The sequence below is a fragment of the Labrenzia sp. 011 genome (assembly GCF_003075075.1).
Taxonomy (GTDB): domain Bacteria; phylum Pseudomonadota; class Alphaproteobacteria; order Rhizobiales; family Stappiaceae; genus Roseibium.
Genome location: NZ_QCYM01000001.1, coordinates 477,577 through 499,785, shown reverse-complemented (window position 1 = coordinate 499,785; position 22,209 = coordinate 477,577). Strand labels below are relative to the sequence as shown.

24 protein-coding genes and 3 tRNA genes are annotated in these 22,209 nt (G+C 59.3%); 12 read left to right on the top strand and 15 right to left on the bottom strand.

Annotated elements, in window-relative coordinates; translation table 11 throughout:
- Nucleotides 1-20: 20 nt before the first annotated feature.
- Entirely contained in the window at nt 21-1,040 is a 1,020-nt protein-coding gene (locus tag DCO57_RS02170; protein ID WP_116697181.1) for an amino acid ABC transporter substrate-binding protein, read from the bottom strand.
- A gap of 745 nt (nt 1,041-1,785) precedes the next feature.
- Here DCO57_RS02170 and metC point away from each other — a divergent pair.
- Nucleotides 1,786-2,985: a cystathionine beta-lyase gene (metC, locus tag DCO57_RS02165; RefSeq protein WP_244287855.1), complete on the top strand. Its 1,200-nt coding sequence runs from the start codon at nt 1,786-1,788 to the stop codon at nt 2,983-2,985.
- Nucleotides 2,986-3,005: 20 nt separating this feature from the next.
- Here the strand turns inward: metC and DCO57_RS02160 are convergent, their stop codons facing one another.
- Genes DCO57_RS02160 through DCO57_RS02145 form a run of 4 tightly spaced genes read right to left on the bottom strand, consistent with a single transcriptional unit; the run spans nt 3,006 to nt 6,885 of the window.
- Complete coding sequence (locus DCO57_RS02160; RefSeq protein WP_116697180.1) at nt 3,006-3,320, bottom strand: lipid-A-disaccharide synthase N-terminal domain-containing protein; 315 nt, start codon at nt 3,318-3,320, stop codon at nt 3,006-3,008.
- Nucleotides 3,321-3,372: 52 nt separating this feature from the next.
- Entirely contained in the window at nt 3,373-4,134 is a 762-nt protein-coding gene (locus DCO57_RS02155; protein ID WP_116697179.1) for a glycosyltransferase family 2 protein, read from the bottom strand.
- Nucleotides 4,131-5,042: a phosphatase PAP2 family protein gene (locus DCO57_RS02150; protein ID WP_116697178.1), complete on the bottom strand. Its 912-nt coding sequence runs from the start codon at nt 5,040-5,042 to the stop codon at nt 4,131-4,133. The genes DCO57_RS02155 and DCO57_RS02150 overlap by 4 nt, the downstream gene beginning before the upstream one ends.
- On the bottom strand, nt 5,026-6,885 hold the full coding sequence (locus tag DCO57_RS02145) for a glycosyltransferase family 39 protein (RefSeq protein ID WP_208977741.1): 1,860 nt from the start codon (nt 6,883-6,885) through the stop codon (nt 5,026-5,028). The genes DCO57_RS02150 and DCO57_RS02145 overlap by 17 nt, the downstream gene beginning before the upstream one ends.
- A gap of 164 nt (nt 6,886-7,049) precedes the next feature.
- Here DCO57_RS02145 and DCO57_RS02140 point away from each other — a divergent pair, with 164 nt between their 5' ends.
- Both DCO57_RS02140 and DCO57_RS02135 read left to right on the top strand, forming a co-directional pair.
- Nucleotides 7,050-7,886, top strand: coding sequence for a phosphodiesterase (locus tag DCO57_RS02140; protein WP_116697177.1), 837 nt, complete (start codon nt 7,050-7,052; stop codon nt 7,884-7,886).
- Complete coding sequence (locus tag DCO57_RS02135) at nt 7,886-8,431, top strand: CAP domain-containing protein (RefSeq protein WP_116697176.1); 546 nt, start codon at nt 7,886-7,888, stop codon at nt 8,429-8,431. The genes DCO57_RS02140 and DCO57_RS02135 overlap by 1 nt, the downstream gene beginning before the upstream one ends.
- 191 nt (nt 8,432-8,622) lie before the next feature.
- Here DCO57_RS02135 and DCO57_RS02130 read toward each other — a convergent pair whose 3' ends face one another.
- Nucleotides 8,623-10,011 carry a YcaO-like family protein gene (locus tag DCO57_RS02130; protein WP_165814603.1) on the bottom strand — a complete coding sequence of 463 codons (1,389 nt, stop codon included), beginning with the start codon at nt 10,009-10,011 and terminating at the stop codon, nt 8,623-8,625.
- A gap of 277 nt (nt 10,012-10,288) precedes the next feature.
- Between DCO57_RS02130 and DCO57_RS02125 the strand changes: the two genes are divergently transcribed.
- Both DCO57_RS02125 and DCO57_RS02120 read left to right on the top strand, forming a co-directional pair.
- Nucleotides 10,289-10,579, top strand: coding sequence for a hypothetical protein (locus DCO57_RS02125; RefSeq protein WP_116697174.1), 291 nt, complete (start codon nt 10,289-10,291; stop codon nt 10,577-10,579).
- 58 nt (nt 10,580-10,637) lie between these two features.
- Nucleotides 10,638-10,946 carry a hypothetical protein gene (locus DCO57_RS02120; RefSeq protein ID WP_133192614.1) on the top strand — a complete coding sequence of 103 codons (309 nt, stop codon included), beginning with the start codon at nt 10,638-10,640 and terminating at the stop codon, nt 10,944-10,946.
- On the opposite strand, the gene DCO57_RS02115 is transcribed toward DCO57_RS02120, so the two are convergent.
- The gene (locus DCO57_RS02115) at nt 10,938-12,932 is read right to left on the bottom strand and encodes a BTAD domain-containing putative transcriptional regulator (protein WP_116697172.1); all 1,995 of its coding nucleotides are present in this window, start codon (nt 12,930-12,932) and stop codon (nt 10,938-10,940) included. The two genes, DCO57_RS02120 and DCO57_RS02115, sit on opposite strands and share 9 nt — an antisense overlap.
- Nucleotides 12,933-13,182: 250 nt before the next feature.
- On the opposite strand from DCO57_RS02115, the gene DCO57_RS02110 reads away from it, so the two are divergent.
- Entirely contained in the window at nt 13,183-13,365 is a 183-nt protein-coding gene (locus tag DCO57_RS02110; RefSeq protein ID WP_208977740.1) for a hypothetical protein, read from the top strand.
- A gap of 151 nt (nt 13,366-13,516) precedes the next feature.
- Here the strand turns inward: DCO57_RS02110 and DCO57_RS02105 are convergent.
- Both DCO57_RS02105 and DCO57_RS02100 read right to left on the bottom strand, forming a co-directional pair.
- Nucleotides 13,517-13,593 (bottom strand) — tRNA-Arg (locus DCO57_RS02105).
- Between the two features lie 147 nt (nt 13,594-13,740).
- Complete coding sequence (locus DCO57_RS02100; protein ID WP_116697170.1) at nt 13,741-14,046, bottom strand: ETC complex I subunit; 306 nt, start codon at nt 14,044-14,046, stop codon at nt 13,741-13,743.
- Nucleotides 14,047-14,472: 426 nt separating this feature from the next.
- Between DCO57_RS02100 and DCO57_RS02095 the strand changes: the two genes are divergently transcribed.
- Complete coding sequence (locus DCO57_RS02095) at nt 14,473-14,706, top strand: hypothetical protein (RefSeq protein ID WP_116697169.1); 234 nt, start codon at nt 14,473-14,475, stop codon at nt 14,704-14,706.
- A 196-nt stretch (nt 14,707-14,902) separates the two neighbouring features.
- Here the strand turns inward: DCO57_RS02095 and DCO57_RS02090 are convergent.
- The 4 genes from DCO57_RS02090 to DCO57_RS02075 all read right to left on the bottom strand — a co-directional run bounded on the left by DCO57_RS02090 (nt 14,903) and on the right by DCO57_RS02075 (nt 17,296).
- Nucleotides 14,903-14,979: transfer RNA gene (locus DCO57_RS02090), tRNA-Pro, on the bottom strand.
- 144 nt (nt 14,980-15,123) lie between these two features.
- The gene (locus DCO57_RS02085; protein ID WP_116697168.1) at nt 15,124-15,609 is read right to left on the bottom strand and encodes a DUF192 domain-containing protein; all 486 of its coding nucleotides are present in this window, start codon (nt 15,607-15,609) and stop codon (nt 15,124-15,126) included.
- A gap of 188 nt (nt 15,610-15,797) precedes the next feature.
- Nucleotides 15,798-16,379, bottom strand: coding sequence for a cold-shock protein (locus tag DCO57_RS02080; protein WP_116697167.1), 582 nt, complete (start codon nt 16,377-16,379; stop codon nt 15,798-15,800).
- Between the two features lie 146 nt (nt 16,380-16,525).
- Nucleotides 16,526-17,296: a Sir2 family NAD-dependent protein deacetylase gene (locus tag DCO57_RS02075; RefSeq protein ID WP_116697166.1), complete on the bottom strand. Its 771-nt coding sequence runs from the start codon at nt 17,294-17,296 to the stop codon at nt 16,526-16,528.
- Between the two features lie 52 nt (nt 17,297-17,348).
- Here DCO57_RS02075 and DCO57_RS02070 point away from each other — a divergent pair, with 52 nt between their 5' ends.
- Nucleotides 17,349-17,789 (top strand): VOC family protein, encoded by a 441-nt coding sequence (locus DCO57_RS02070; RefSeq protein WP_116697165.1) that lies wholly within the window; start codon nt 17,349-17,351, stop codon nt 17,787-17,789.
- A 125-nt stretch (nt 17,790-17,914) separates the two neighbouring features.
- Nucleotides 17,915-17,990, top strand: a tRNA-Glu gene (locus DCO57_RS02065).
- A 39-nt stretch (nt 17,991-18,029) separates the two neighbouring features.
- Here the strand turns inward: DCO57_RS02065 and DCO57_RS02060 are convergent.
- Nucleotides 18,030-18,245: a hypothetical protein gene (locus DCO57_RS02060; protein WP_116697164.1), complete on the bottom strand. Its 216-nt coding sequence runs from the start codon at nt 18,243-18,245 to the stop codon at nt 18,030-18,032.
- Nucleotides 18,246-18,916: 671 nt separating this feature from the next.
- Here DCO57_RS02060 and DCO57_RS02055 point away from each other — a divergent pair.
- A complete protein-coding gene (locus DCO57_RS02055) occupies nt 18,917-20,455 on the top strand; it encodes a caspase family protein (RefSeq protein ID WP_116697163.1) in 1,539 nt (512 codons plus the stop codon).
- A gap of 191 nt (nt 20,456-20,646) precedes the next feature.
- Here DCO57_RS02055 and DCO57_RS02050 read toward each other — a convergent pair whose 3' ends face one another.
- Nucleotides 20,647-21,069, bottom strand: a complete 423-nt coding sequence (locus DCO57_RS02050) for a biopolymer transporter ExbD (RefSeq protein ID WP_116697162.1) — start codon at nt 21,067-21,069, stop codon at nt 20,647-20,649.
- 201 nt (nt 21,070-21,270) lie between these two features.
- Between DCO57_RS02050 and DCO57_RS02045 the strand changes: the two genes are divergently transcribed.
- A complete protein-coding gene (locus tag DCO57_RS02045) occupies nt 21,271-21,708 on the top strand; it encodes a DUF1036 domain-containing protein (RefSeq protein ID WP_165814602.1) in 438 nt (145 codons plus the stop codon).
- A 144-nt stretch (nt 21,709-21,852) separates the two neighbouring features.
- Nucleotides 21,853-22,209: a hypothetical protein gene (locus DCO57_RS02040; protein WP_133192613.1), complete on the top strand. Its 357-nt coding sequence runs from the start codon at nt 21,853-21,855 to the stop codon at nt 22,207-22,209.

Sequence of the window (22,209 nt, the reverse complement as noted above, 5' to 3'; positions counted from 1 at the left end):
CCTCGGATTAAATGAGGATTTTAGCGGACCGGCGGAGCGTACATGAAGCCGCCGTCGTTCCACAGAGCGTTCACGCCACGGGAGATACCGAGCGGAGTGTCCGGACCAACGTTGGCATTGAAGGACTCTTCGTAGTTGCCGACGTTCTTGACGATGCTATAGGCCCAGTCGTTGGACAGGCCGATCGCTTCACCAAAAGCGCCTTCGACGCCCAGAAGGCGTTTGACAGACGGATCGTCGGAAGACTTCATGTCGTCAACGTTCTCGGAGGTCACACCGAGTTCTTCGGCATTGAGCATCGCGTTGAGCGTCCACTTGGTGATGTTGAACCACTCATCGTCGCCCTGACGAACAACCGGACCCAGAGGCTCCTTGGAAATGATTTCCGGCAGAACCATGTGGTCGGCCGGGTTGGTCAGCTTCAGACGCTGTGCGTACAGGCCGGACGCATCCGTGGTGTAGACGTCGCAACGACCGGCATCATATGCAGCGACAACTTCGTCGGCTTTTTCGAAAGCGACGATTTCGTACGGCATATTGTTGGCACGGAAGTAGTCGGCAACGTTCAGCTCGGTGGTGGTGCCGGTGTTGGTGCAGACAGATGCGCCCGACAGTTCCAGAGCGGAAGTGACGCCAAGATCCTTGCGGACCATGAAGCCCTGTCCGTCATAGTAGTTCACACCAGCAAAGTTCAGGCCCAACTGGGTGTCGCGGGACATGGTCCAGGTGGTGTTGCGTGACAGAACGTCAATTTCGCCGGACTGCAGAGCGGTGAAGCGCTCCTTGGCAGACAGCGGAGTGAATTTCACAGCGGAGGCATCGCCGAACACTGCGGCTGCCATAGCGCGACAGAGGTCAACGTCCAGCCCGGTCCAGTTACCCTGTGAATCCGGATTGGAAAAACCCGGCAGGCCCTGGCTCACGCCACACTGAATGAAGCCCTTGGCCTTGACGTCTTCCAGCGTCGTTGCACCGGCAGCCGTCGTTGCGGCGACTCCCATAGCAGCGCCGAGTACGAGCGGAAGGAATTTTTTCGACATGGATATGCAGCCTTTATTTGTTACCCATACTTATTCCATCGGGCCGGATCAGAAGACGTCCTCATCGTCATTCTTCGAGGACGATTGCGGCCTTTCCGGCCACTTCCTCCAGACGTCTTTGGTCCCACCCAATGATCCCATACGATGGCATTTGGGGGTGCGGGTCAAGTACTTGGTGTCGCATTCTCGTCAAATTTCTTGACCGAACAGTCAATTCGCCCCGGCACGAATGCACAAAAGGCGAACATGGTCACTTTCTCCGCACAGGCTGCCCAAGTTGCAGTCAACACTCGGAGCCGACACGTCGCCGGATCTTGCGCAGCCCCCCGGAAACACGCCCCAAAGGGCCGCACGGCAGGCCGTTAAGTTGTTTGCAGACCGGCTGAAACTCGGCTCCCCTCCGGGCGAAACGCACCGCCGCGTCGTCCCGAAGCGCCGCCCGAACGAACACGCACGCGCCCCGCTCAGGCCCGCACTACGACGGCCGGCCTCTGCTCCGAAATTGCTGTCTCCAGCTTCATGGGTGGCAATCGGCCGAAGATGGCGCAATTGTGATACAGGCCGGGACGCAGGATGCGCCGCGACCTGGCTCCTCCCCCGGCACGAGACGACATCGGTTGAAGATACCGCCCGTTCCGCTATCGTTCACAGACAGTCAGGAACGATGATCGGGGGCCTCTGGCCGGTCATGATCATCGCTCCCGGCTACAGGCCTTGGCTCCTGGCCCTGACGCGGGAGCAAGGCATGCCAAACAAGCAGGACACCATGAACAACAACTCTTCTGACGCGCATAACAAGATCGACACGCTAATTGCCCATGCCGGCCGGCATCCGGAGACATTTCACGGCTTCGTCAATCCGCCTGTCGTTCACGCCTCGACCGTTCTTTTTCCTGATGTCGAAACAATGGTCGCGGGGAAGCAGACCTATTCCTACGGCAGACGCGGCAACCCGACCACGGACTCCCTGGAGGAAGCTCTTACGGAGTTGGAAGGCGCGGCAGGAACCAGACTGGCAAATTCCGGACTGAACGCGATAGCACTCGCCATACTGTCCTGCGTGAAAGCCGGCGACCATATCCTGATTGCCGATACGGCCTACGGACCGACCCGGAATTTCGCCGACACGGTGCTTCCGGGCTACGGGATCACGGTGGAATATTACGATCCCCTCATCGCGGGCGATATCCGCAAGCTGTTCCGCCCGGAAACCACCGCGGTGTTTACCGAGGCCCCGGGATCACTTTCCTTCGAGATGCAGGACGTTCCGGCAATTGCCGCGGCCGCGCATGAAATCGGCGCGACCGTCCTGATGGACAACACCTGGGCAAGCCCGATTTATTGCCGTCCGATCTCCCTCGGGGTCGATCTGTCGATTCAGGCGGGCACCAAATACATCGTCGGTCATTCCGACGTGATGCTCGGAACGATCTCCGCCAGCGAGCGGGCCTGGGAGAAACTGGACAGGCTGTGCGGCGCCATGGGCAGCCATGTCGCCCCCGACGATGTATACCTCGGCTTGCGCGGATTGCGGACCCTGTCCGTACGGCTCGAGCGGCACCAGAAGAACACCTTGACCGTGCTCGACTGGCTGAAGGATCAGCCGGGGATCGAGAAGATTCGATATCCGGCCCTTGACTCCGATCCGGGTCATGCGATCTGGAAACGCGACTTCAGCGGCAGTTCGGGTCTGTGCGCGTTCGATTTCCAGGCAGGAACAACCCGGGATGACGCCTATGCCTTCCTGAACGCCCTGGATCTGTTCGGACTCGGATATTCCTGGGGCGGCTTCGAGAGCCTGGCGATCCCGGTCCGGCTGAAGGGCATGCGCACGGTAACCCCGCTCGATGAGGATCTGCAATCCGTGCGGCTGCACATCGGCCTGGAAGATCCGCAGGATCTGATCGGCGATCTCGATCAGGCCCTGAAGCGGACTTTCGGCTGACGGCACGATTCACGGCAGGATCAGATCGTCGGATCCTGCCGCTTTTCCTTGAAGATCAGCCAGAGGTTCCGGAAATAGATCAGCAACCCCAGCCCCTGGCCGGCAATGAACACCGGATCCTGACGCTGGATGGAATAGATCAGCAGCAGTGTCCCGCCGGCGATGGAAAAGAACCAGAAGGCCACCGGCACAATGGAGCGGCCCACCCGCTCCGACGCGATCCACTGAATGACGAAGCGCATCATGAACATCGCCTGGGCAATGAAACCGAGGATGATCCAGAGATTCAATTGCTCGACGAATACCGCATGAATCCATTCAATAAGAGCGTCCATGTGAGGTCCTGTCAGTGTTTTCGTTCTGTCAGTGGTTTATCTAGCGCGCCCGTCACGTCAGCGGCCTGACTTCCGGAATTTTCTTGCGGCGCCGGCGCAGCCACCACACGCCGGCAAGATCGACGATTCCGACAAACGCCCGGTCGAAGATGCCGTATTTCGAGGTGCCGTGCCGCCGCTGACGGTCCTGCACATCGATATGGGTCACCCCGTAGCCTTCCCGGATGACAAGCGCCGGCAGAAACCGGTGCCAGCTGTCGAAATAAGGCAATTGCAGGAAGATTTCCCGACGCAGGGCCTTCAGGCCGCAGCCGCTGTCGCGCGTGTTGTCCTTCAGGACGGCGCCACGGATCCTGTTGGCGAATTTCGACGCATATCTCTTGGCGAGACTGGCCTTGCGGCCGAGCCTTTGTCCGGCCGCCAGCGCGACCGCGGGTCCCGCGGCTTCCAGCGCATCGAGAAGTGCCGGAATGTAGGCCGGGTTGTTTTCGCCGTCGCCGTCGATCGTCGCGACAACATCGCCCCGGGCATGCTGGAGTCCGGTGCGCACTGCACAGCTCTGCCCGCAGGAGCTTTCATGCCGGATCGGCCGCAGCCAGCCATGGGTTGCCGCGTAATCCTGCAGGACGATGTCCGTTCCGTCTGAGGAGCCGTCATCAATGACGATGACTTCAAAGGTCCGGCCCTCGAGGGCCGTTTCGATTTCATCGAGAAGGATCGGCAGGTTTTCCGCCTCGTCCTTGGCGGGAACGACAACGGTCACGGCGAGCGATCCCTTGTTTGCCGCCAGCCCTTCCAGGTAGCTTTGGGTCATGAGCCTGTCCGTTCTGCGTCTTCTGCCGTTTGCGCCGCCGGGAGAACCCGGTACACGCCGCGCTGTCCCCGGATGACCTGCCAGACAGCGCGCAGGCAGGCCTTTGCGGACAGGAGGTTCATGTTGGGCTCTATCTTGCCGGAAGAAGAAAGGTGAAAACCGATCCGCCGGCGCGCCATAGCCCGAACGGAAAAGAAGGTGAAGGTCATGCCCAGCAAGGTGCCTGCAATGACGTCGCTGGGATAATGAGCACCAACCATGACCCGGCTGAAGGCCAGCCAGAAGGCAGCCACGACAATCAACCAGCGGTAGGCGGGAAAGATAAAGGCCAGCGCGGTGGCAAGCGCCGCGACGGTGGTCGAATGGCCGGAAGGGAAACTCGTGTAGCTGCCGTCGAATGTGAGAAAGTCGAAGTGGACCGGGCCGACTTCCTCATAGAGTTTCGGCCGGGCCCGGCCGAGGGTCCACTTGAAGGCGATTGCCAGAAGGCCGGTGGCGGCGACCGAGTAGAAGATGAAGGCCGCATAGGTGAAGACGGCGCCGATGGTCATGCGCAGCCGGAAGGCATAGCGGCCCGCGTCGACCGCCAGCAGGGCAAGGCACGTCAGCCCCGTGGTTCCCAGAATCCAGTCCGACTTGCCAAGGTCGGTAAAGACCCGGAAGGCGGAGCGGTATTCGCCGGGCAGAGAATGCAGCCAGGGAAAAGTCGGAGCGTCGAAGGCGACAACCGCAATGCCGACGGTCAGCAGCAGCACCGCCAGGATGTCCTGCGGCCGCTGACCGGGCAGCAGCGGATCCCGATTGTGGCGTGCGCGCTCCTTGCGCCCGGCAAACAGGATTGCAGCCCGTCTCACATTCCCGCGCATGCGCGCCAGAATCCGCCAGACAAAATTACTGCTGCTCGTCATTGCCGACCTGTGTATCCGTGACCGAACCGGCGTTCTGATAAAGCGCGATATCGACCTTATCGCCACCATTGATGTTGAGGCCGTCTACCCTTTTTCGGACCACCGGCACAAGACCAATCTCTTTGGCGGCCGCCAAAAAGGCGGTTTCCTCCCGGCTTTCTACAGCCGCGACGCGGCACTCAGCTTGCGCGGACTGTCCGGCGTCCTCAAGAAATTCCGCGGCGCCTTTCGGCGAGATGATCCGGGTGCCCGTTCCCTCCAGAAAGATGAAGCTCGGTTCGTGGAAGCCGGTGGTGACCACCTGCCGGCTGTGCCGGTCGGCGCAGCCTGCAATCTCGTCAAGTGCCTGAACGAGCCTCGGACTGACCCACACGGGAGACAGCGCCGGCCCCACGAAGCCCCAGACCCCGACGGCCACGCAGATGGCCGTCATGGATACGGCGGGAAGCGCATGAACCGCCGGGCCGCGCAACAGGCGGGTGGAGGCGGCCACCGCGAACATCGCGCCGATGGCCACGAGAACCGCTCCGGGCGGTGACGGCCAGACGCCAAGGGCAAAAGGCCCTGCGAAGGCAGCAACAGCCAGACCGATCACCGGGAGGGTCAGCAGCACGGCCGCAATCCAGCGGATCCAGGTTCGCGTGTGTGTGCCCGCGCCGTCGAGCATTGCAGCGGCGACGGGAAGCGCCAGAGCCGGCAGAAGCGGCATGGTGTAATGCGGCAGCTTGGTGGACACCAGTTCGAACACGATCCAGCCGGGCACGAACCAGGCAAGAGAAAAGACCACAAGCGGGCTTGCCCGCTCGCGCCAGATCAGCGGCAGGGCCACCAGAAAGAAGGCAGGCAGCGGCCAGAAGACGCCGAACATGGCACCCAGATGCGTCAGAGGCGGTGCACCGTGTCCTTCCTGCCCCTGCCCGACCTTTCCGAGCAGATCCTTGCCGATCGCTTCGGTGAAAAAGCCCCCGTCGGTCGCAATCCATATGGCCACGAACCAGGGCGAGATCAGGAGCAGCATCCAGACGACGCCAACAATCGGAGAAGCTGCCTTGAACCACCGGACCTTGCGGCGCACGATCATCAGCCCCGCGATGGTCAGCCCGACAATCATGGGACCGACCGGCCCCTTGACGAGGACGCTTGCGGCAAGGGAGGTCCAGAAAAGGAACCCCAGACCCCACAGACGCCTGTCCGGATCCTTGAGCCATATTCGCGCCAATGCGCCCTGCGCGATGACGATCGTCGCAAACAGCACCGCGTCCGTCTTCGCCAGACGGGCCTCGACGCCAACAATGATCGCCATGGCCACGAAACCACCGACCAGAAGGGCCCCCGCCGGCCCCATGAAGGCGCGGGCCATCCAGAAGCTTGCCAGGACACTGATCACGGCGCCGATCACCGATGGCAGCCGGTAGACCCACAACGGTGCATCGGCGTCCTGTCCGGTCAGTTTCGCGGCGGCGGCCTGCAGCCAGTAGATGCCCACCGGCTTCTTGTAACGCGGCTCTTCCTGGAAACGGATGTCGATATAGTCCCCCGTCTCCAGCATCTGTTTGGTCGCCTGGGTGAACCTGGGCTCATCCCGGTCGAGGGGAGGCACGGTCCACTGTCCGGGGACGAAGAGCACCAGAGACAGAAGCAGAAGCAGGAAGGGGGCCGTCACGTCATGGCCGAATATACGGAGCCAGACCGGCTTGCGCAGTGCCGTAGCGGCCCCGGCGGCGGCATCCTGCTGCGCCGCCGATTGCCCGGTGGCCGCGGTGTCCGAACCCGCGCCGGCATTTGCGGGCCCGGTTGCCCCGTCCTGTGCGTTCATCTTGTGATCGTCGCTTTTGTCAGCCATCTGTTCCAGTTTCCGATACCTGCGCAGAGCCTGTCCCCCGGTCCCGGCACTCGAAGACATCTCCTACATGAGCTTTGCAAAAAGGGAAACAACCGCTTGCCTTGCCGGCCTGCTCGGCTATCGTCCGCAGACCTGAACCACCCGTTGACCCCCGAGATTTTCCAATGACTTTAATTGCACATATGACGGACCTGCACCTCCGCCCGAGAGGGCTCGCGTGCTACCGGGTTTCCGATACCAACATGTTGGCGGAACGGGCGATGCGGTCGCTCAGAGCCCTCAACTCCACCCCCGACGCCCTCGTAATCACCGGCGACCTGACCGACCGGAGCGACCCGCGCGAATACGCGCTCGCCCGCGAATTGCTCTCGCGGCTGGACATGCCGATCTACATGATTCCCGGCAATCATGACGGCAGCGCGGACATGCGCCGGGAGATGGGTCATTTTCCCGGAATCTCGGAAAACAGTGAAGGCAAGATCTTCTACAGGGCCGATATCGGCGATGTGCAGCTGATCGCACTGGATACCCATCTGCCCGGCCGACCAGAAGGCGAACTCGGTCAGGAACAGCTTTCCTGGCTCGACGCAACCCTGCGCGACTGCGCGAAGCCGGCACTTGTCGCTCTTCATCACCCGCCGGCACTTTCCGGCATCGCTCATATGGACAGGATCGGCCTGACCGACGCCCCTGCCCTTGCGGAGGTCATAGGGCCGTACAATCATGTCGAAAGGCTGCTCTGCGGTCATTTGCACCGGCCGATCATCGCCGGTTTTGCCGGCAAGATTATGACCCTTTCACCAAGCACGGGACACCAGGTGGTTCTGGACCTGAGGGAAAACGGCCCCGCGCATTTCAACTTCGAGCCGGCAGCCTATTTTCTCCATTTCCATTCCCCGGACACCGGCGTTGTGTCTCACATGGCCTATGTGGAAGACTTTCCCGGCCCGCATGACTTTTTTGCTGACGAGGGTGTTGTGTGGCCGGGAGATGAAACCTGATGCCGGCGCTCCACAGGCAGCTTGCACCGGCCTTTGTCTTGTCCGCCCTGCTCGCCTTGGCCCTGGCCGCATGCGGAGCCCTGCCGGGCGGCGGAGAGCTGGAAGAAAAGGCCGTTCTCACGGATCAGCCTGTCGACAAGTCGCAGATGCTGTCGATGATCAATTCCTATCGCAAGGAGCATGGTCTACCGGCACTCCAGCACGACCCGGCCCTGGACGCGGTCTCCCAGAAGATGGCGCGCCACATCGCCCAACGCGACAGCATGGACACCTGGGCCCACAGTGCCTTCGGCCTGTCGCAGCGTCTCGACAAGGCCGGATATGCCAATTACGCGGGTGCGGAAAATCTCGGTGCGGGCTACGCGGACCTTCCGGCCGCCTTTCGCGGCTGGCAGGGGTCGGAGGGTCACAACAAGAACCTGCTCAATCCCTATGTGACCCGCGTCGGCATCGCGCGCACCAACCGCAATACCGGCAAATGGCGCAATTTCTGGGTGATGACCCTTGCGCGCCCCCATGCGGACGGGCGTCCCACGCTGCGCTGACCGGCGAGACAAAAAAAGAGCGGGGTCTCCCCCGCCCGAAAGTCATTTCCAGAGATTGGATGACCCAGGATCATCCCGACGGCCGTCACTCTAATACATGAGTGTCAGTGTCATGTTTTTAGTAGCGTGCGCCAGGGTGCCTGTCAAACCCTTTGAGTCCGTGCGCAAATGCCTTGCATCGCATGACATTTTCAGAACGGAAACGGGCGGGCGGCGAATTCCGCCTCCGTTGCCGGCACCGCGCGAAGGCCCCGGTCAACGACCCCGTCAAACAGCCTGCGCTTGCCGAAACGGGGCTCCCAACTGCACAGATCCGGAGACAGAAGTTTGACACAGGGAACATTCACATCCGCGCGGGTTGCGTCGAATTCCCAGATTTCCAGCCCTTTTTCGATGCAGCTTTGCAGAAGCCCGTCATAGCAAAAGGTTCTTTCGCAAGTCGCCGGAGAAGCCGGGGACGCTTCTCTCAAAGGCATTTCCTCAAGGATCGACCGTTCCCTGGCGAACACCAGTTGCCGGGGCAGGGAGCCGGCTTTTTCCCCGGAGGCATCGGCTGCGGAATAAGCCTTTTCCATCAGCTCCAGAGCGTATTCCGACTGAAGCATTTCCTGCACCGCGCTTTCGCAGGCCGTGGCAAGATCCCAACCGGCCGAGGATCCGAACGCCGCACGACGACCGTCCTGCTCATGGGAAACGGCCATCACGACGACCGCGTCAAGATCCGTATCGACTGCAAACAGACCGGATTGACGGTGGCGATCCGACAAAAAAGCCGACAAGGAAGCCGGGAGAATTTCACCCAGGCGGCCGCTTTCCAGTGAAGTTATCCCCAAACGGTTGTACCAGGCCTGCGCAACAGCATCCCGCTCGACAAGCTCGAGCAGTGCCCGTTCACGCGCCCCTGCCAGATCGCTCCAGACTGCGCATCCGGCGCTTGAGGCAAGGGAAACCACTCCGTCAGCCGCCTGCTCCATTTCATTGAACAGAACCCCAATACTGGGAAACGGAACGCCGGCAGCAGCATGACCACCACTCCCGAGACGGCGGATCAGAACCTTGCGACCCGAAATCGCCGACCAATCGGGAGTCCCCTCTCCCTGCGCCGTCCCGCGGCAAACAATCCTGGCGGCAAGCGCTCTCTCCTGATCGCAGCTTAGCCCGAGCATCCGGGGCAAATCTACCTCTGGTTGTGATTTGTCGTCAGTAAAAATACGAGCGTCCCTTTTTCCCTGGGAGTAAAGGCTTATACGCTCAGCCAACTCACCGACACAACCAATAGCTGCACCCGCTGGTGTCCTGCCCTGCCCGCCTGCCGGAATGTTTTTTGACAGGCCGGCGTCAGAAGGCGATTCAGCGGAAGGTATTTTCAAAAGGCCCGAGCAGAAACGTACCGGACAGGCGTCATTCACCACCGGCACGAGTCTCACATCGAAAGACGCCAGCAAAGGCAAAAAGACGGCCAGTCCCGGATGAGCCATACGCAGTTGGCCTGTTCCGTTGTCATCGACCAGAAGCCCAGCCCTCACCAGATCCGTAACCACCTGGCCAGGCAGATCGACGTGTCTTTTTTCAGCCCCCACCGGCAACGACGGCCCCTCACCCATCGCGCAGCAACCCTGACACGTTAACCGTAAAATACGCACCTTCACCCTGCAATTGTACCACCTGTAGATTCAGCCGACCACTATTGAGAAAGTCCGTTAACCGTTCTTACATTGCTCTCGAAAGCAGTCAAACAACGGTAGCTACATCAAACATGTATCCACTCTACCAAGGTTTGCCTTTCTTCCGATTAGCCAGGTGACCATCCCGCCACCAGCTAGGTTACTGCATACCTTTAACTTCAGGAGGCCTGAAATGCACGCCCAAAAAACTTTCGACGAGAACCTCGAAATCGGCGCAAAACTTGGTGACATCATCCAGAATTCCGAAAGCCGCACGCAACTGATCGAGAATCCGGCAGAAGTCCTGGCAACCATCGGCGTTAACGCCGACGTCGAGATCTTTGCCGATACGGCTGACATGGTCCACCTGGTTGTTCCGGCCGAAATCGATGCTGCCCGTGTCGCAGCCGGTGACGAAGCCTATTTCGAAGAGCTCGGCAAGGCCGCTCTCGGCAACTGCTTCTATGAAGATCTGCCGAAATAGGCCTCCCGTTGCCCGAAACAATATCAGCCCGAACTTTCAAATTCCGGGAAGTTCGGGCTTGCATTTGGAGGTGATCAACATGGCCAGATTCCCATTTTACAAGAGCAACATAAAAGATCTTGGCAAGTTGATTGCCAAGGCTGCCCTGGATGAGGATTTCCGCCGATCGTTTACGGAAAATCCTTCTGCCCTGCTGGAAGAGATCGGCCTGCCGCCGCAATCGACAAAGCTGCTCACCTTCAAGGTGGTCGATCAGGGCGAAGTACCCAACGCCGTTGCCTTGCCCTACCGCCTCAGCACGGAAAAACTCAAAACCGGAAACGAGACCTACCTGAGAGACCTGTCCAGAACGTTTTCACTAAACTGACCCTGAACCGTCGAACAGGAACTTTTGCACCAGCGCAGCTCCCTTGTCGAAGTCGTGGCGAACCTTTTCATTCTGAAAGAAGTTGATTTTCAATCGCCACCCGACCGGGTCCTGTGCCGCTTTCGGAGAGTTCTTCAAGAACGAAGCACGATGCTCGCCATAGCGTTGCAGGGTCTGAAGGGCCTCGCCTTCACGACCGGCGCACATCAGCGCTGCTACACGTGTCGTTAGACCGCTGATACCAACGCCTGCACCGCGTTCGATCTGCTTGATTGCGTTTTCATAATCTTCGGCAGCAAAGTAGATATTGGCCAGATATTCATAGAAGACCCGCGGAACGAACGCGAAGAGCGAGAAAGCCCTTTGCGCCGTCGCACGTGCTTCGCTGACATCTCCGGAAAAGGCCAACCCCTCCGCCACTGACATCAGATTTGCCGGGTCTGCCGAGCTGAGCCGGCCGGCGTTGTGAAACGCGCGCCTGGCTTCCTCTGGCATGTTGGACAGAATCAGCGCCCATCCATAAACACGCTGGTTAACCGCCTGCCAGGGATCAAGCATTATGGACTTTTCTGCCAGATTGAGGAGGCTGTTCTCCCCTTCCCTGATCGTTCTGTCCAGAAGCGGGAAGTGCAGCTCCTGCTTCATCATGATCGATGCCTTGCCAGCATAGGTCATTGAAAATGACCCGTTCGTTCGCTCGAGATCGTCAAGCAATCGCATGGCTTTTTCATCTGATTGCTTGGTGAAGTCCCACAGGAGGGATTCTGCCTGACACCAGCGCGCGAATACCGACGTGTTCGCCGGATTTCTCAGTCTGGTCGTAGCGTGCATGTGGATGCGACTTACGATCTGACTGGCTACCGAGGTAAGTCCTTCAAACTGCGAAAGATCGACAATCTCATTGAAAACGATCTGGCCATTGCTGCGATCCTCGAACTGGATCACGATTTTCCGGGATCGTTCGTCCTGCCTGAAACGAAGCAGGTAGCACCCCAGTTCGTGGCCTTCCAGAAGGGTCGGTTTCGGTACGTTTTCGTCGCCAAAGTATTCCGATTCGAACAGATCAAATGACCGGAAGGAAGACAGACCGGAAACAATTTCTTCCCTGAGGTGCACCGCATCACTCAGACCCTTTTTCGAAAGAGACGACGATAAAATGGATATTTCAGGGAGCCGGACCACATCGTCGCTGTTGGGAAGATAGGCTCTGATGGGCTTCACTTTCGCGGGAAGCCCCGCGAGGCCTTCTATATCTTGTGCCCCGTCGCCATGGTGCAGGAGAATTTTGGTCTCCGCCTCCGGTTCGGCATCCAGATGCAGACGCAACTCGCGTTCACAGGCCCGCAACTGCTGTTCGGCCCGGTCGCGCTGCCCCAGCTTCAGATAAAGCCGGATAAGCACCCGGTGCCCGGCCTCGAACGCCGGATCGATCTTCAGCAGGAAGCGGCCGCCGGCCTCGACCTGCTTCCCGCCGTCCTCGATCGAAATCTGGTTGAGGTGGCGGAAGGCGGCGTTGGTCACTTCCGAGCGGACACGCTCGCGTTCCACCATCAGCCAGTCGGAAAAATCGGAATCGATATCCTCGAACCCGGTGAGAAAATCACCGCGCCACAACGCCTCCGCCTGCTGGAAGTCGGAAGTGCCGCCACGCTCCAGAAGGTCCATCACTCTGGTCAGGTCCGAGGAAAACAGCGCCGGATCGAGCTGGATATGTCCCGGGGAGGAAATCACGACATCGACACCGGCTTCCTGCTCGGCGGTCTTCAACTGGCGCAGGGCCTGACGTAGCGACTGCATGGCCTTATGGCGGTCAGCACCGCTCCAAAGCAGGTCCGCCAGAGCCTCCCTCTGGGCGGTCATCCCTCCCATTCGGCTCAGATATCCCATGACCGCCAGTGCCTTACGGGTTTTAACAGCTACAGGCTCCTGGTTATTATCCAGAAGCAACGGCCTCCCGAGGCAAGCGAAGCAGAACGCGTTTGCCATCAATTCCCCGCAATTGAATTGCACATTTTCGATTACGTGATATCGCAACCGCGAATATTGCGAAACCGGAAACACAACAGTACCTTATCACGCTCCTTTCACGCCGCAACATCATGATTTTCGTGGATGGTCACAGCAGCGCCGCTGCAATCGGTAACTATTACTGGTGGGTAGTATTATGTCTAAGTCAGTCGACAAACCGAACTCTGCAAGTTCCGTACAGGAACCTGCGATCGAAGCTATCAAGCGAATGATTCGCTACACCAAGAAGGAATCGGACAAGGACGGCAGAACCTTCTGCTCCTACTTCCTCGACATGGCGCTTCAGTCCCTGGAAGACGGGTCCGAGGATCTCGACATGATCCTGAAGACAAAAATCACCCCGCTCATGGTGGGCCAGCAGAACAGCTCTTCCAAGTCGGATTCCGCCTGACAGCCTCGACGAGGTTCAGAAAGTTTCTCCGGGTCGACCGGCCCTGCCAGCTGCCACAGGGCCGGTCTTTCCATGTCCGGACCGCCGCGGCGACCCGCCCCGTCCGGCATGCGGCCGCTTCGGTTGCGGAATTCCATCTGAAAATGAAGGTTGGCGACCCCGACAGGATTCGAACCTGTGACCATTCGCTTAGAAGGCGAGCGCTCTATCCAGCTGAGCTACGGGGCCTGTTTCGACCGCGGGTGCAGTCATTCCTGCCACGATCTTTTTAATGCGCCGAGAAGAATGTCCGTGTCGATACGAGAATCTGGGTTTCAACAGTCAATTCCAGCCTGGGCCGAAACGAACGGACAAGTTGCATCCGGCGCCTTGTCTTCAGTGGGTCCAGGGCGCGACACGGTTGAACTTGAAATTGTCCGCATAGGCCGAGCCACGTACCCGCCGGTCCTGAGCCTTTTCCACCCTGTAGGGAATTCCGTGCCGACGCGCATAGGCAACGGCATCATCCTGGGTTTCGAAGAACAGACGGATCTGCTGCTTCATGTCGGCAGACGAGGTATAGCCCATCAAAGGCTCCACGGATTTGGCGATCTCCGGCTCGTAGTCCAGAACCCAGCGATGGGTCTTCGCCTTGCCCGATTGCATGGCCGTTTTTGCCGGACGGTAAATGCGCGCAACCATGTTTCTGTGCCCTTCATTCAAGGTCCAGGAGTTTCACAACGTACCCAGAGCTTTTTCCCGCCTTTTCAGCGGAAGTCAACACCGTTCTTGGCCCAGCCCTCTGCGGGACCGACGCCGACAGGCTCGCCGGAAACAGAAAAGTTTGCATTAACGGTGTTTTCCGGTGCCGGAGCGAAGACCCCTATTTGTCGTGGCGCCGAAATACAACCTATGCTATCAGAGCCCGATCGTTATATGCCCCACAGCCCGATGGCGGTTCGCCGACCAGCGGGGATCGGGTTCAGACTGAAACATCCTGATCGGCGGTTATCGCTCGCCAATCAGGATGTTTCAGCGTTATACGATTGATCCGGCTCGGCGAAGCTGACGGATCTATCCGATGTTCAATCACGAAGGTTCCCGGAACCAAAACGACAAGACCCGCTCATGCACTATGGATTCATCAAGGGCTTAGGTGCCTATGTTCCGGAACATGTTCAGCCGAGCGCTGTCAAACCGGAAGATCTCAAGGCAGCCATCGATGCGGCAAATCTCACCGAGATGTGGGACATGATTCTGACACTGGACTACTCTGTGTCCGATCCTGCGGATCTGTCCGCCGACAGGCGCGAGGAATTCATGAATGTCATGTCCCTGCTTCTGAAGGCCTTCGACCGGTAATTTCACGGTCCGTCAACTTCCAGTACGATTTTTTCAGCTCCCGAGAGCCGCTTCATCACGGCAGCTCTTCGGCGTGTGCCCTGAGCGCACGGCAACACTGCACCGGTGGAATTTCCATTGCAGATGCCGCCGGACGGCACAGCCGATCGACCGGACGACTGGAATCCGCCGAGAAGTCTGAATATATGAGGAAAGTTGGTCGGGGCAGCAAGATTCGAACTTGCGACCCTCTGGTCCCAAACCAGATGCGCTACCAGGCTGCGCTATGCCCCGATCCGTTGATTTGTGGGGTGTATCCGTGATCCGGGCTTGCGTCAAGTGCGCGTGCACCCGAGGCATTCCCGCCTCTGTGGAAAGCCTCGCGCTGGCGCCCTGCCCCGGCCCGTTCTTCTTGTGAACCGCGCGTGATACCCGCTGCTAGTCTTTCGCCATGGACGGGCTGGACACCATGTCTCCGGGGTCAATTCCGAGCCGGGCGGACGTGCCCGCATTGAGCTCCAGAACGAATTTCGCCGGCCCTGCCGAGGGGATCACATCTTCCGAAAAGGGGGTCGTGTCGGCGGCAATGCTGACGATCCGGCCGGCAGCATTGATATAGATAATATCCAGCGGCAGTGGCGTGTTCTTCATCCAGAAATAACGGTCGCCCTCGGCCGCGAAGACGAACAGCATGCCCTTGTCGGCGGGCATTTCTTCCCGGAACATGAGACCCTTGGCCCTCTGGCGGTCGGTTTCGGCAACTTCCACCTCGAAATTGTGCTCCCGGTCTCCCGACCGGACCACCAGGCTTTCCGTGCGCAGCGGAGTCACGCCGTCCTCGGCGTTTGCGAAAAGGGGCGCCGTGAAAAAAATCACGCAGAGCGTGAAACCGGCGATGGCCAAACGGCGGAAGCGTGAAATCATCGTGAAAACCCGTAATCTGGTCAGAACAATCGAAACAGACTTCTACACCGATCCGCACCGGAAGGGCGAGCGATCAAGCTGTTGTTATCGATCCGAAGGGGAGCGGGGGGTTCCCGGTTTCAGGTTCGGCATACAAAAAGGCCGGAACAAGTCCGGCCTGAATCACTGTCTTCGAGACCGGAATCCGATCAATGGGATGCGGGGATATGGGTCCCTGCCCCCACCGGCCGGATTTCGGCGGCCATCCGGCCTTTCGGTCCCTGGCCGAACCGCACCAGAACATCCTGCCCGGGCCGCAACTCCGTGATCCCGAAACGGCGTAGCGTTTCCATGTGGATGAAGATATCTTCGGTTTCCTCACCCTGGGTGAGAAAACCGAATCCCTTGACCCGGTTGAACCATTTCACCGTCGCTTTTTCGAATCCGCCTTCGGGAACAACCTGAACATGGGTTCGCGATGGCGGCAGTTGCGAGGGATGGGTTGCCGTCGTTTCATCCATCGACAGGATCCGAAACGCCTGCAGCCCGCGTGGCCGGTCCAGCACTTCGCAGACGACCCGGGCACCTTCATAGGCGGTCTGGAAGCCGTCCCGCCTCAGGCAGGTCACATGCAGAAGAATGTCGTTTTCACCGCTGTCCGGTACGATAAAGCCGTAGCCCTTACCGACATCGAACCATTTAATCGTTCCGGCGATCTCATATACGTCCAGGGCGACATCATCCGCCAACGTATCGAGTGCGCGGGGTTCCCGTGCGGTTTTAACCCCCATAGCCATTTGTCCCGTCTCTGGTCCGTATCAAGTGGCTGGTAGGCAATTAACGACTCACCCTTCAGCCTATTTCTGACAAAAGGATAACATTGCGTATTATCGCGAGAAGCAAAATTGTGGGACTAACCACAGACCATTTACCTTATTTACGGCGTTTCTTCGCCAAAACTCGCAAAGGTCTCGGCCAGAGGCGTGCGAATGACCATAGAGGCCAGAGAATCGAGCGGTGTTTCCTGACCGTTCAGAATCACCAGTTCGGCACCGCCGCGCACGGCCAGCGCAGGCAGGGTGGCAGCCGGCTGGACGACAAGCGATGAGCCGAGCACCAGGAACAGGTCGCAGTCCTGTGCTTCCTCTGCGGCCACCTGCAGTTCCCGTTCCGGCATCTGCTGACCGAAACTGATCACGGCCGCCTTCAGGTAACCACCACAGCGACCGCAGAGCGGGCTGTGCCCGGCCTCCACCTGGGGCCGTTGCACCTCCAGCTCCGCCCGTTCGCCACAGGACAGGCACGTGGCATAGGTCGAATTGCCGTGAATCTCGATCAGCCGGTCCGCGGGAAATCCGCTGGCCTGATGCAGACCATCGACATTCTGCGTGACGAGCATTTTCAGAAAACCGGTGTGCGCGAGATGGACCAGAGCCCTGTGGGCGGCATTGGGGACGGCCCTGGAGAAGAACTCCATCATCTCGAAGCGCCGGTGCCAATCCTCCAGCCGGCTTTCCTCGAATGCCAGGAAGTCCCCGTATTGAACCGGACTGCGGGTTGACCATATGCCTCCAGGCGACCGGAAATCCGGAATTCCCGATTCCGTCGATATGCCGGCGCCTGTCAGCGCCACGATCCGCCGGTAGGCACCTCCCTGAAATTGTGCCACAAGGTGCCGGGCTTCCGGCAGGCTGGTGATTGGTGTCATGGCAGGTCCGGCGAGCTCCGCTAATTCCCTCGATCGAGGAAAAGGATAGGACATGCGTTATCTGCACACCATGGTTCGCGTAACCAATATCGAAGACTCCCTGGATTTTTACTGCAACAAGATGGGCATGCAGGAAATCCGCCGCCACGAGAACGAAAAGGGGCGCTTCACCCTGATCTTCCTGGCCGGGTCGCACGATGTGGAAGCCGGAAAAGCCAATTCGGCGCCTCTGCTCGAACTGACCTACAACTGGGACCCGGAGACCTATTCAGGCGGCCGCAATTTCGGGCACCTCGCCTATGAGGTCGATAACATCTATGACTTCTGCGAAGACCTGCAGAAAAAGGGCGTGACGATCAACCGGCCGCCGCGCGATGGCAGAATGGCGTTCGTTCGTTCGCCGGACAACATTTCCATCGAGCTGCTTCAAAAGGGCGAAGCCCTTGAAATCAAAGAACCCTGGGCATCCATGCCCAATATCGGCGAGTGGTGAAATCAGCCGGTTTTCAACAGTGGCAGGCCCGGATTTCCGGGCTTGCAAAAAATTGTCGTATTGGCCCTTGCGGGCAACTAATTTCCCGCCTATAAGCCTCCCCACGACGCAGCCGCGTCGACCGCGCGCCCATCGTCTAGCGGTCTAGGACGCCGCCCTTTCACGGCGGAAACACGGGTTCGAGTCCCGTTGGGCGTACCAACTTTCCCGAAAATAACATGACCGATGTCCGCCGCCAGTTCAGCCGGCGGCCGGTGATACGTAGCGGCCCTCGATCCGCTGCGCGGGATCGTCTTTTCGAAACAGTTCACGGGCGGGAAGTTCGCGCTGATAGATAGCGGCGATCCTCGCCGCCGTCGGACCGGCATAGTCAACCCGACCGTCCGGAAAGAACACATCCAGATCGTCGTCCTCATGTGAACACGCATAGGTTTCCTGCGATTCATGCAGGGCCATTGGAACACCTGTCCTGCTGTCGACGAAATTCCGGACATCAAGAAACTTCGGCGAGCGCGCATGGGTCTGGCCCAGTCTTTCCTCCCGGCATGAAGGATCCGGTCCGGCACGTCCATATCGACGATGCCATAGAGGTCGAAATCGCCGTGAATGCATTTTCCGGCGGCAATCAGCGAACCTGAGGTAAATTTCACGCAGCCGTAATAAGGGTCCTCGGGGTTGCATTCGACGAAATACTGGCCGCAGCCCGGACAGCGTGAAATCAGCAAAACCGGTTTGGCCGACGATGTGATACCGGTCACGCAAGCAGCGTCCCTTTCCCGGCCATGCCGAAAGCATGCCGGGCCAACGCGCGTATCGGCCAGAATTGGACGAAACGATGGCCTGTCCACGCATTCCGGGCGAGAATAGGCCAGAAACAAGACGTCAATTGTGGCGTTCCGGTGATCTATTCGATATAATGCGCCGGCAGATTTGATTTTTAACAACCGACCGGCTCGCTACAGAGCCGTTTTATTGGTCACCGGGGCAGGTTCCGCAAACACATGTTCCTGTGACGCTAATTACAGAAACATCATGCCGCACGAGGTAAACCCTTCTCCCAAGAGGAAAAACCTCGAGTGAAGATCGGTCGAACCGACTGGCAACATTGATCGACGAGAGGACAGGACATGTTCAAACGAATGATCGCCGTGCTGGCAATCGTGATTGCAGGAACGGCCCCGGCACTGGCCAAGCGCGTTGCCCTGGTTATCGGCAACGGCGCTTACGAACACACGGTGCAGCTGCCCAATCCGGCAAACGACGCCGAGTTGATGGCAACAAAACTGCGCGGCCTCGGTTTTGAGGTCGTTGCAGGTCAGGACCAGACCTATGGCGACATGCGCCGGACCGTCATGGAATTCGCGAAAAAGGCCTATGGCGCCGAAATCGCCCTTCTGTTTTACGCCGGACACGGCATGCAGATTGCCGGCCAGAATCTTCTGGTGCCGATCGACGCCAAGATCGAGGATGAAACCTCTCTCGATTTCGAAACGATCTCGGTCGACTTCATCCTGCGCCAGATGTCCAAGGACGTGAAAGTGCAGATGGTGTTCCTTGATGCCTGCCGCGACAATCCGCTTGCACGGACGCTGGCCCGCCGCATGGGCCCCAGCCGCTCTGGCAACGTGGGAGCAGGCCTTGCCGAGATCAAGGTGCAGGAAACCGGCGGTGAAGGCTCCGTTATCGCGTTCGCCACCAGCCCCGGCGATGTGGCTCTTGACGGTGACGGCAAGAACTCCCCGTTCACATCCGCGCTCATCCGTCATATCGACACGCCGAATGTCTCGATCCAGACCGTGATGACCCGCGTGACCGGCGATGTCTTCGACGAAACGGAAAAACGCCAGCGGCCGTGGGTGAATGCCTCCTTGATCGGCGAAGTGTTCCTGAACAAGCAGGAAACAGCCGCTGCGCCGACAACGGAAGTTGCCTCGCTCGGCACAAGCGCGACCACATCTCCCCAGGCCTCTGCCGCCAACCAGGCAGCCATCAGTACGGCCACGCAGTCCACCATCGCGTGGGAACGGGAAAAGCTGGTTTGGGAAACCGTCAAGGACAGCAATAACGTCGCCGATTACCAGTCCTATCTGGACACCTATCCGAACGGCACCTTCGCCGGGTTTGCCCGCAATTCGATCAAGCGGCTCGAATCCCAGTCGCAGGTTGCGTCCCTGACCCCTGCCGGCACCGCTCCGCAGACCGGGACCGGCGTAATCGCCAGCCTGCCGGATCCGCAGAAAGCGATTCCGGGAACCCAGGCCACCGAGGCCAGCCTTGGCTGGAACCGGACCGCACGGCGGGAAGTTCAGGCTCGCCTGAACCTGTCCGGACAGAATGTCGGTAATCCGGACGGTGCCTTCGGGCCGAAGACCCGTGCCGGTATCGCCGCCTGGCAAACCGCAAACGGAATTGTGGCAACAGGATATTTCACTGCAGCCCAATATGCCCTGCTGACCACGCAGACCGCCGTTCAATACACGGCCTATGCAGCTGAACAGCAACGCAAGCAGAAGGCAGCGGTTGCTTCCCGCAGCGCCAAGAGCACACGCAAGGCGTCAAACACGAAGACCCGAGCGAAAAACAACGGCGGGTCGATGAATCCGGCCGGTGCTGCCTTTCTCGGCGGTGTTGTCGGCGGTATCATCGGCGGTGCCATCGGTCGCTGACACGATCCGCAAACAAGCAACAAAAGCCCGGCACATCGCCGGGCTTTTCGATTCCCGGCCCCGACCGGTGCGGTTCCGCAATCGCTGTGCCTGCGGTGTTTCCGTCAGAAAGCCATCAACGGCCCCGTTCCGCATGGATACCATTGCCCCCCTTGATTGCCGGGGGCTGCAACGCCTCGGCCCGGTGTCTGTCAGTCCAGTTTCAGGCTCACTCGTTTTATCCGGGAGGATTTTGCTTCATCCAGAATGCGGACGACCTCCTGAAATCCGGTTCCGCCAGCAGGCATCAGGACGGCGCTTTCGGCACCGAGGCCGGCCAGCCTGTCGAGTTCGGCCGCTAGCTCTTCCAGCTCCACATCCAGACCGTTCACGTTCAGACGGAGCGTTCCCGTTGTGTGTTGCGTACGGGCAAGAATCAGCACCGAGGGCGCGGACTCCACCGCCGGGGGCGGGCTTTCACCCGCCGTTTCGCCCCCAAGCGAAATCTCCAGTGGCCGCCAGATGCCAAAGGTCGAGGACAACAGAAAGAACATCACCAGAATGAAGATCACATCGATCAACGGCGTCAGAGGAATACGCCTGCGTTTTGCAAGCGGTGTCCGGATTGAAATCATCAACTGGGCCTTTGTGATGCGTGGCCGCAAGGCGGTTTCACCCCACTGTCGGCAGTCTGCCCCTGCCGCAATCACTCCGTCAACTTTTCCGCGCCGGTCGCGCGCAACGGAGCGTCATGGGAAATTGACCCGCGCAGCGCATTTCCGTAGCGTGCCTGACAGGCAAGAAACCGGGTCAGCACGACGATGCGAACACCGCCATTGAAAAATCGGACCGAGGGTCTCAGGCACTGGCGGAATTCTGCAGCCGGGCTTCTGGCCTCCTGTGCCTTTCTGGCCTTTCCGAACATGGCCGAGGCCGGCTTGCGGGTCTGCAACGGGTCCGTTGACCTCGTGAATGTCGCCATAGGGTATGAAACCGATGAAGGTGTGCGGACAGAGGGCTGGTGGACAATCACCTCGAACGCCTGCAGCCAGGTGCTCCAGGAGGCGCTGACCAACAAACGCTATTATCTTCATGTCGCGGACGGTTTCAGCGAAAGCCGTCTTGGCGGTGACATTACCCTTTGCATTCGGGAAGAAAAATTCGTCTTGTATGACGGTGACCAGTGCTGGCAACGAGGCCTGATCGAGGCGGATTTTTTCCAGATCGAGACCGAAGGAGCCCAGGACTGGACCGTGCTGCTGTCTTATGACTGACGCCGTTTGCAGGGCATCGGATCGTGCCGGCCCGCCTTTTCGGTCGGCACATATTTTCGAGGGAGTTACATGCATTTTTCGATAAGGTTTGTCCTGGCTGGAATTTTGTCAGCCGCTTTCGCAGTCTCCGTCCAGGCGCAGGATGTGACCGGAAAAATCGGACTTGAGCTCAATCATGTCCAGCCCACGCAGGATGGCGGATGCCGCCTGTCGGTCATTGCCACGAACGGTCTGGAACGGCCGATCGACCAGCTCGGCCTGGAAATGGTCGCCTTCAATACGGATGGTCTGGTGGATCAGTTCCTGCGTCTCGACTTTTCCAGGATTTCCGCCGGAAAAACCAAGGTGCTGCAGTTCGACCTTGCCGGAAAACCGTGTGATGGCCTTTCCCGCCTCCATATCAACGATGTCCTGAACTGCGTCCCGCCAAGCATCACTGATGTCTATTGCCTCGATCTACTCGATCTGAAAAACCGCACCCCGATCCAGTTCGGGGATTGA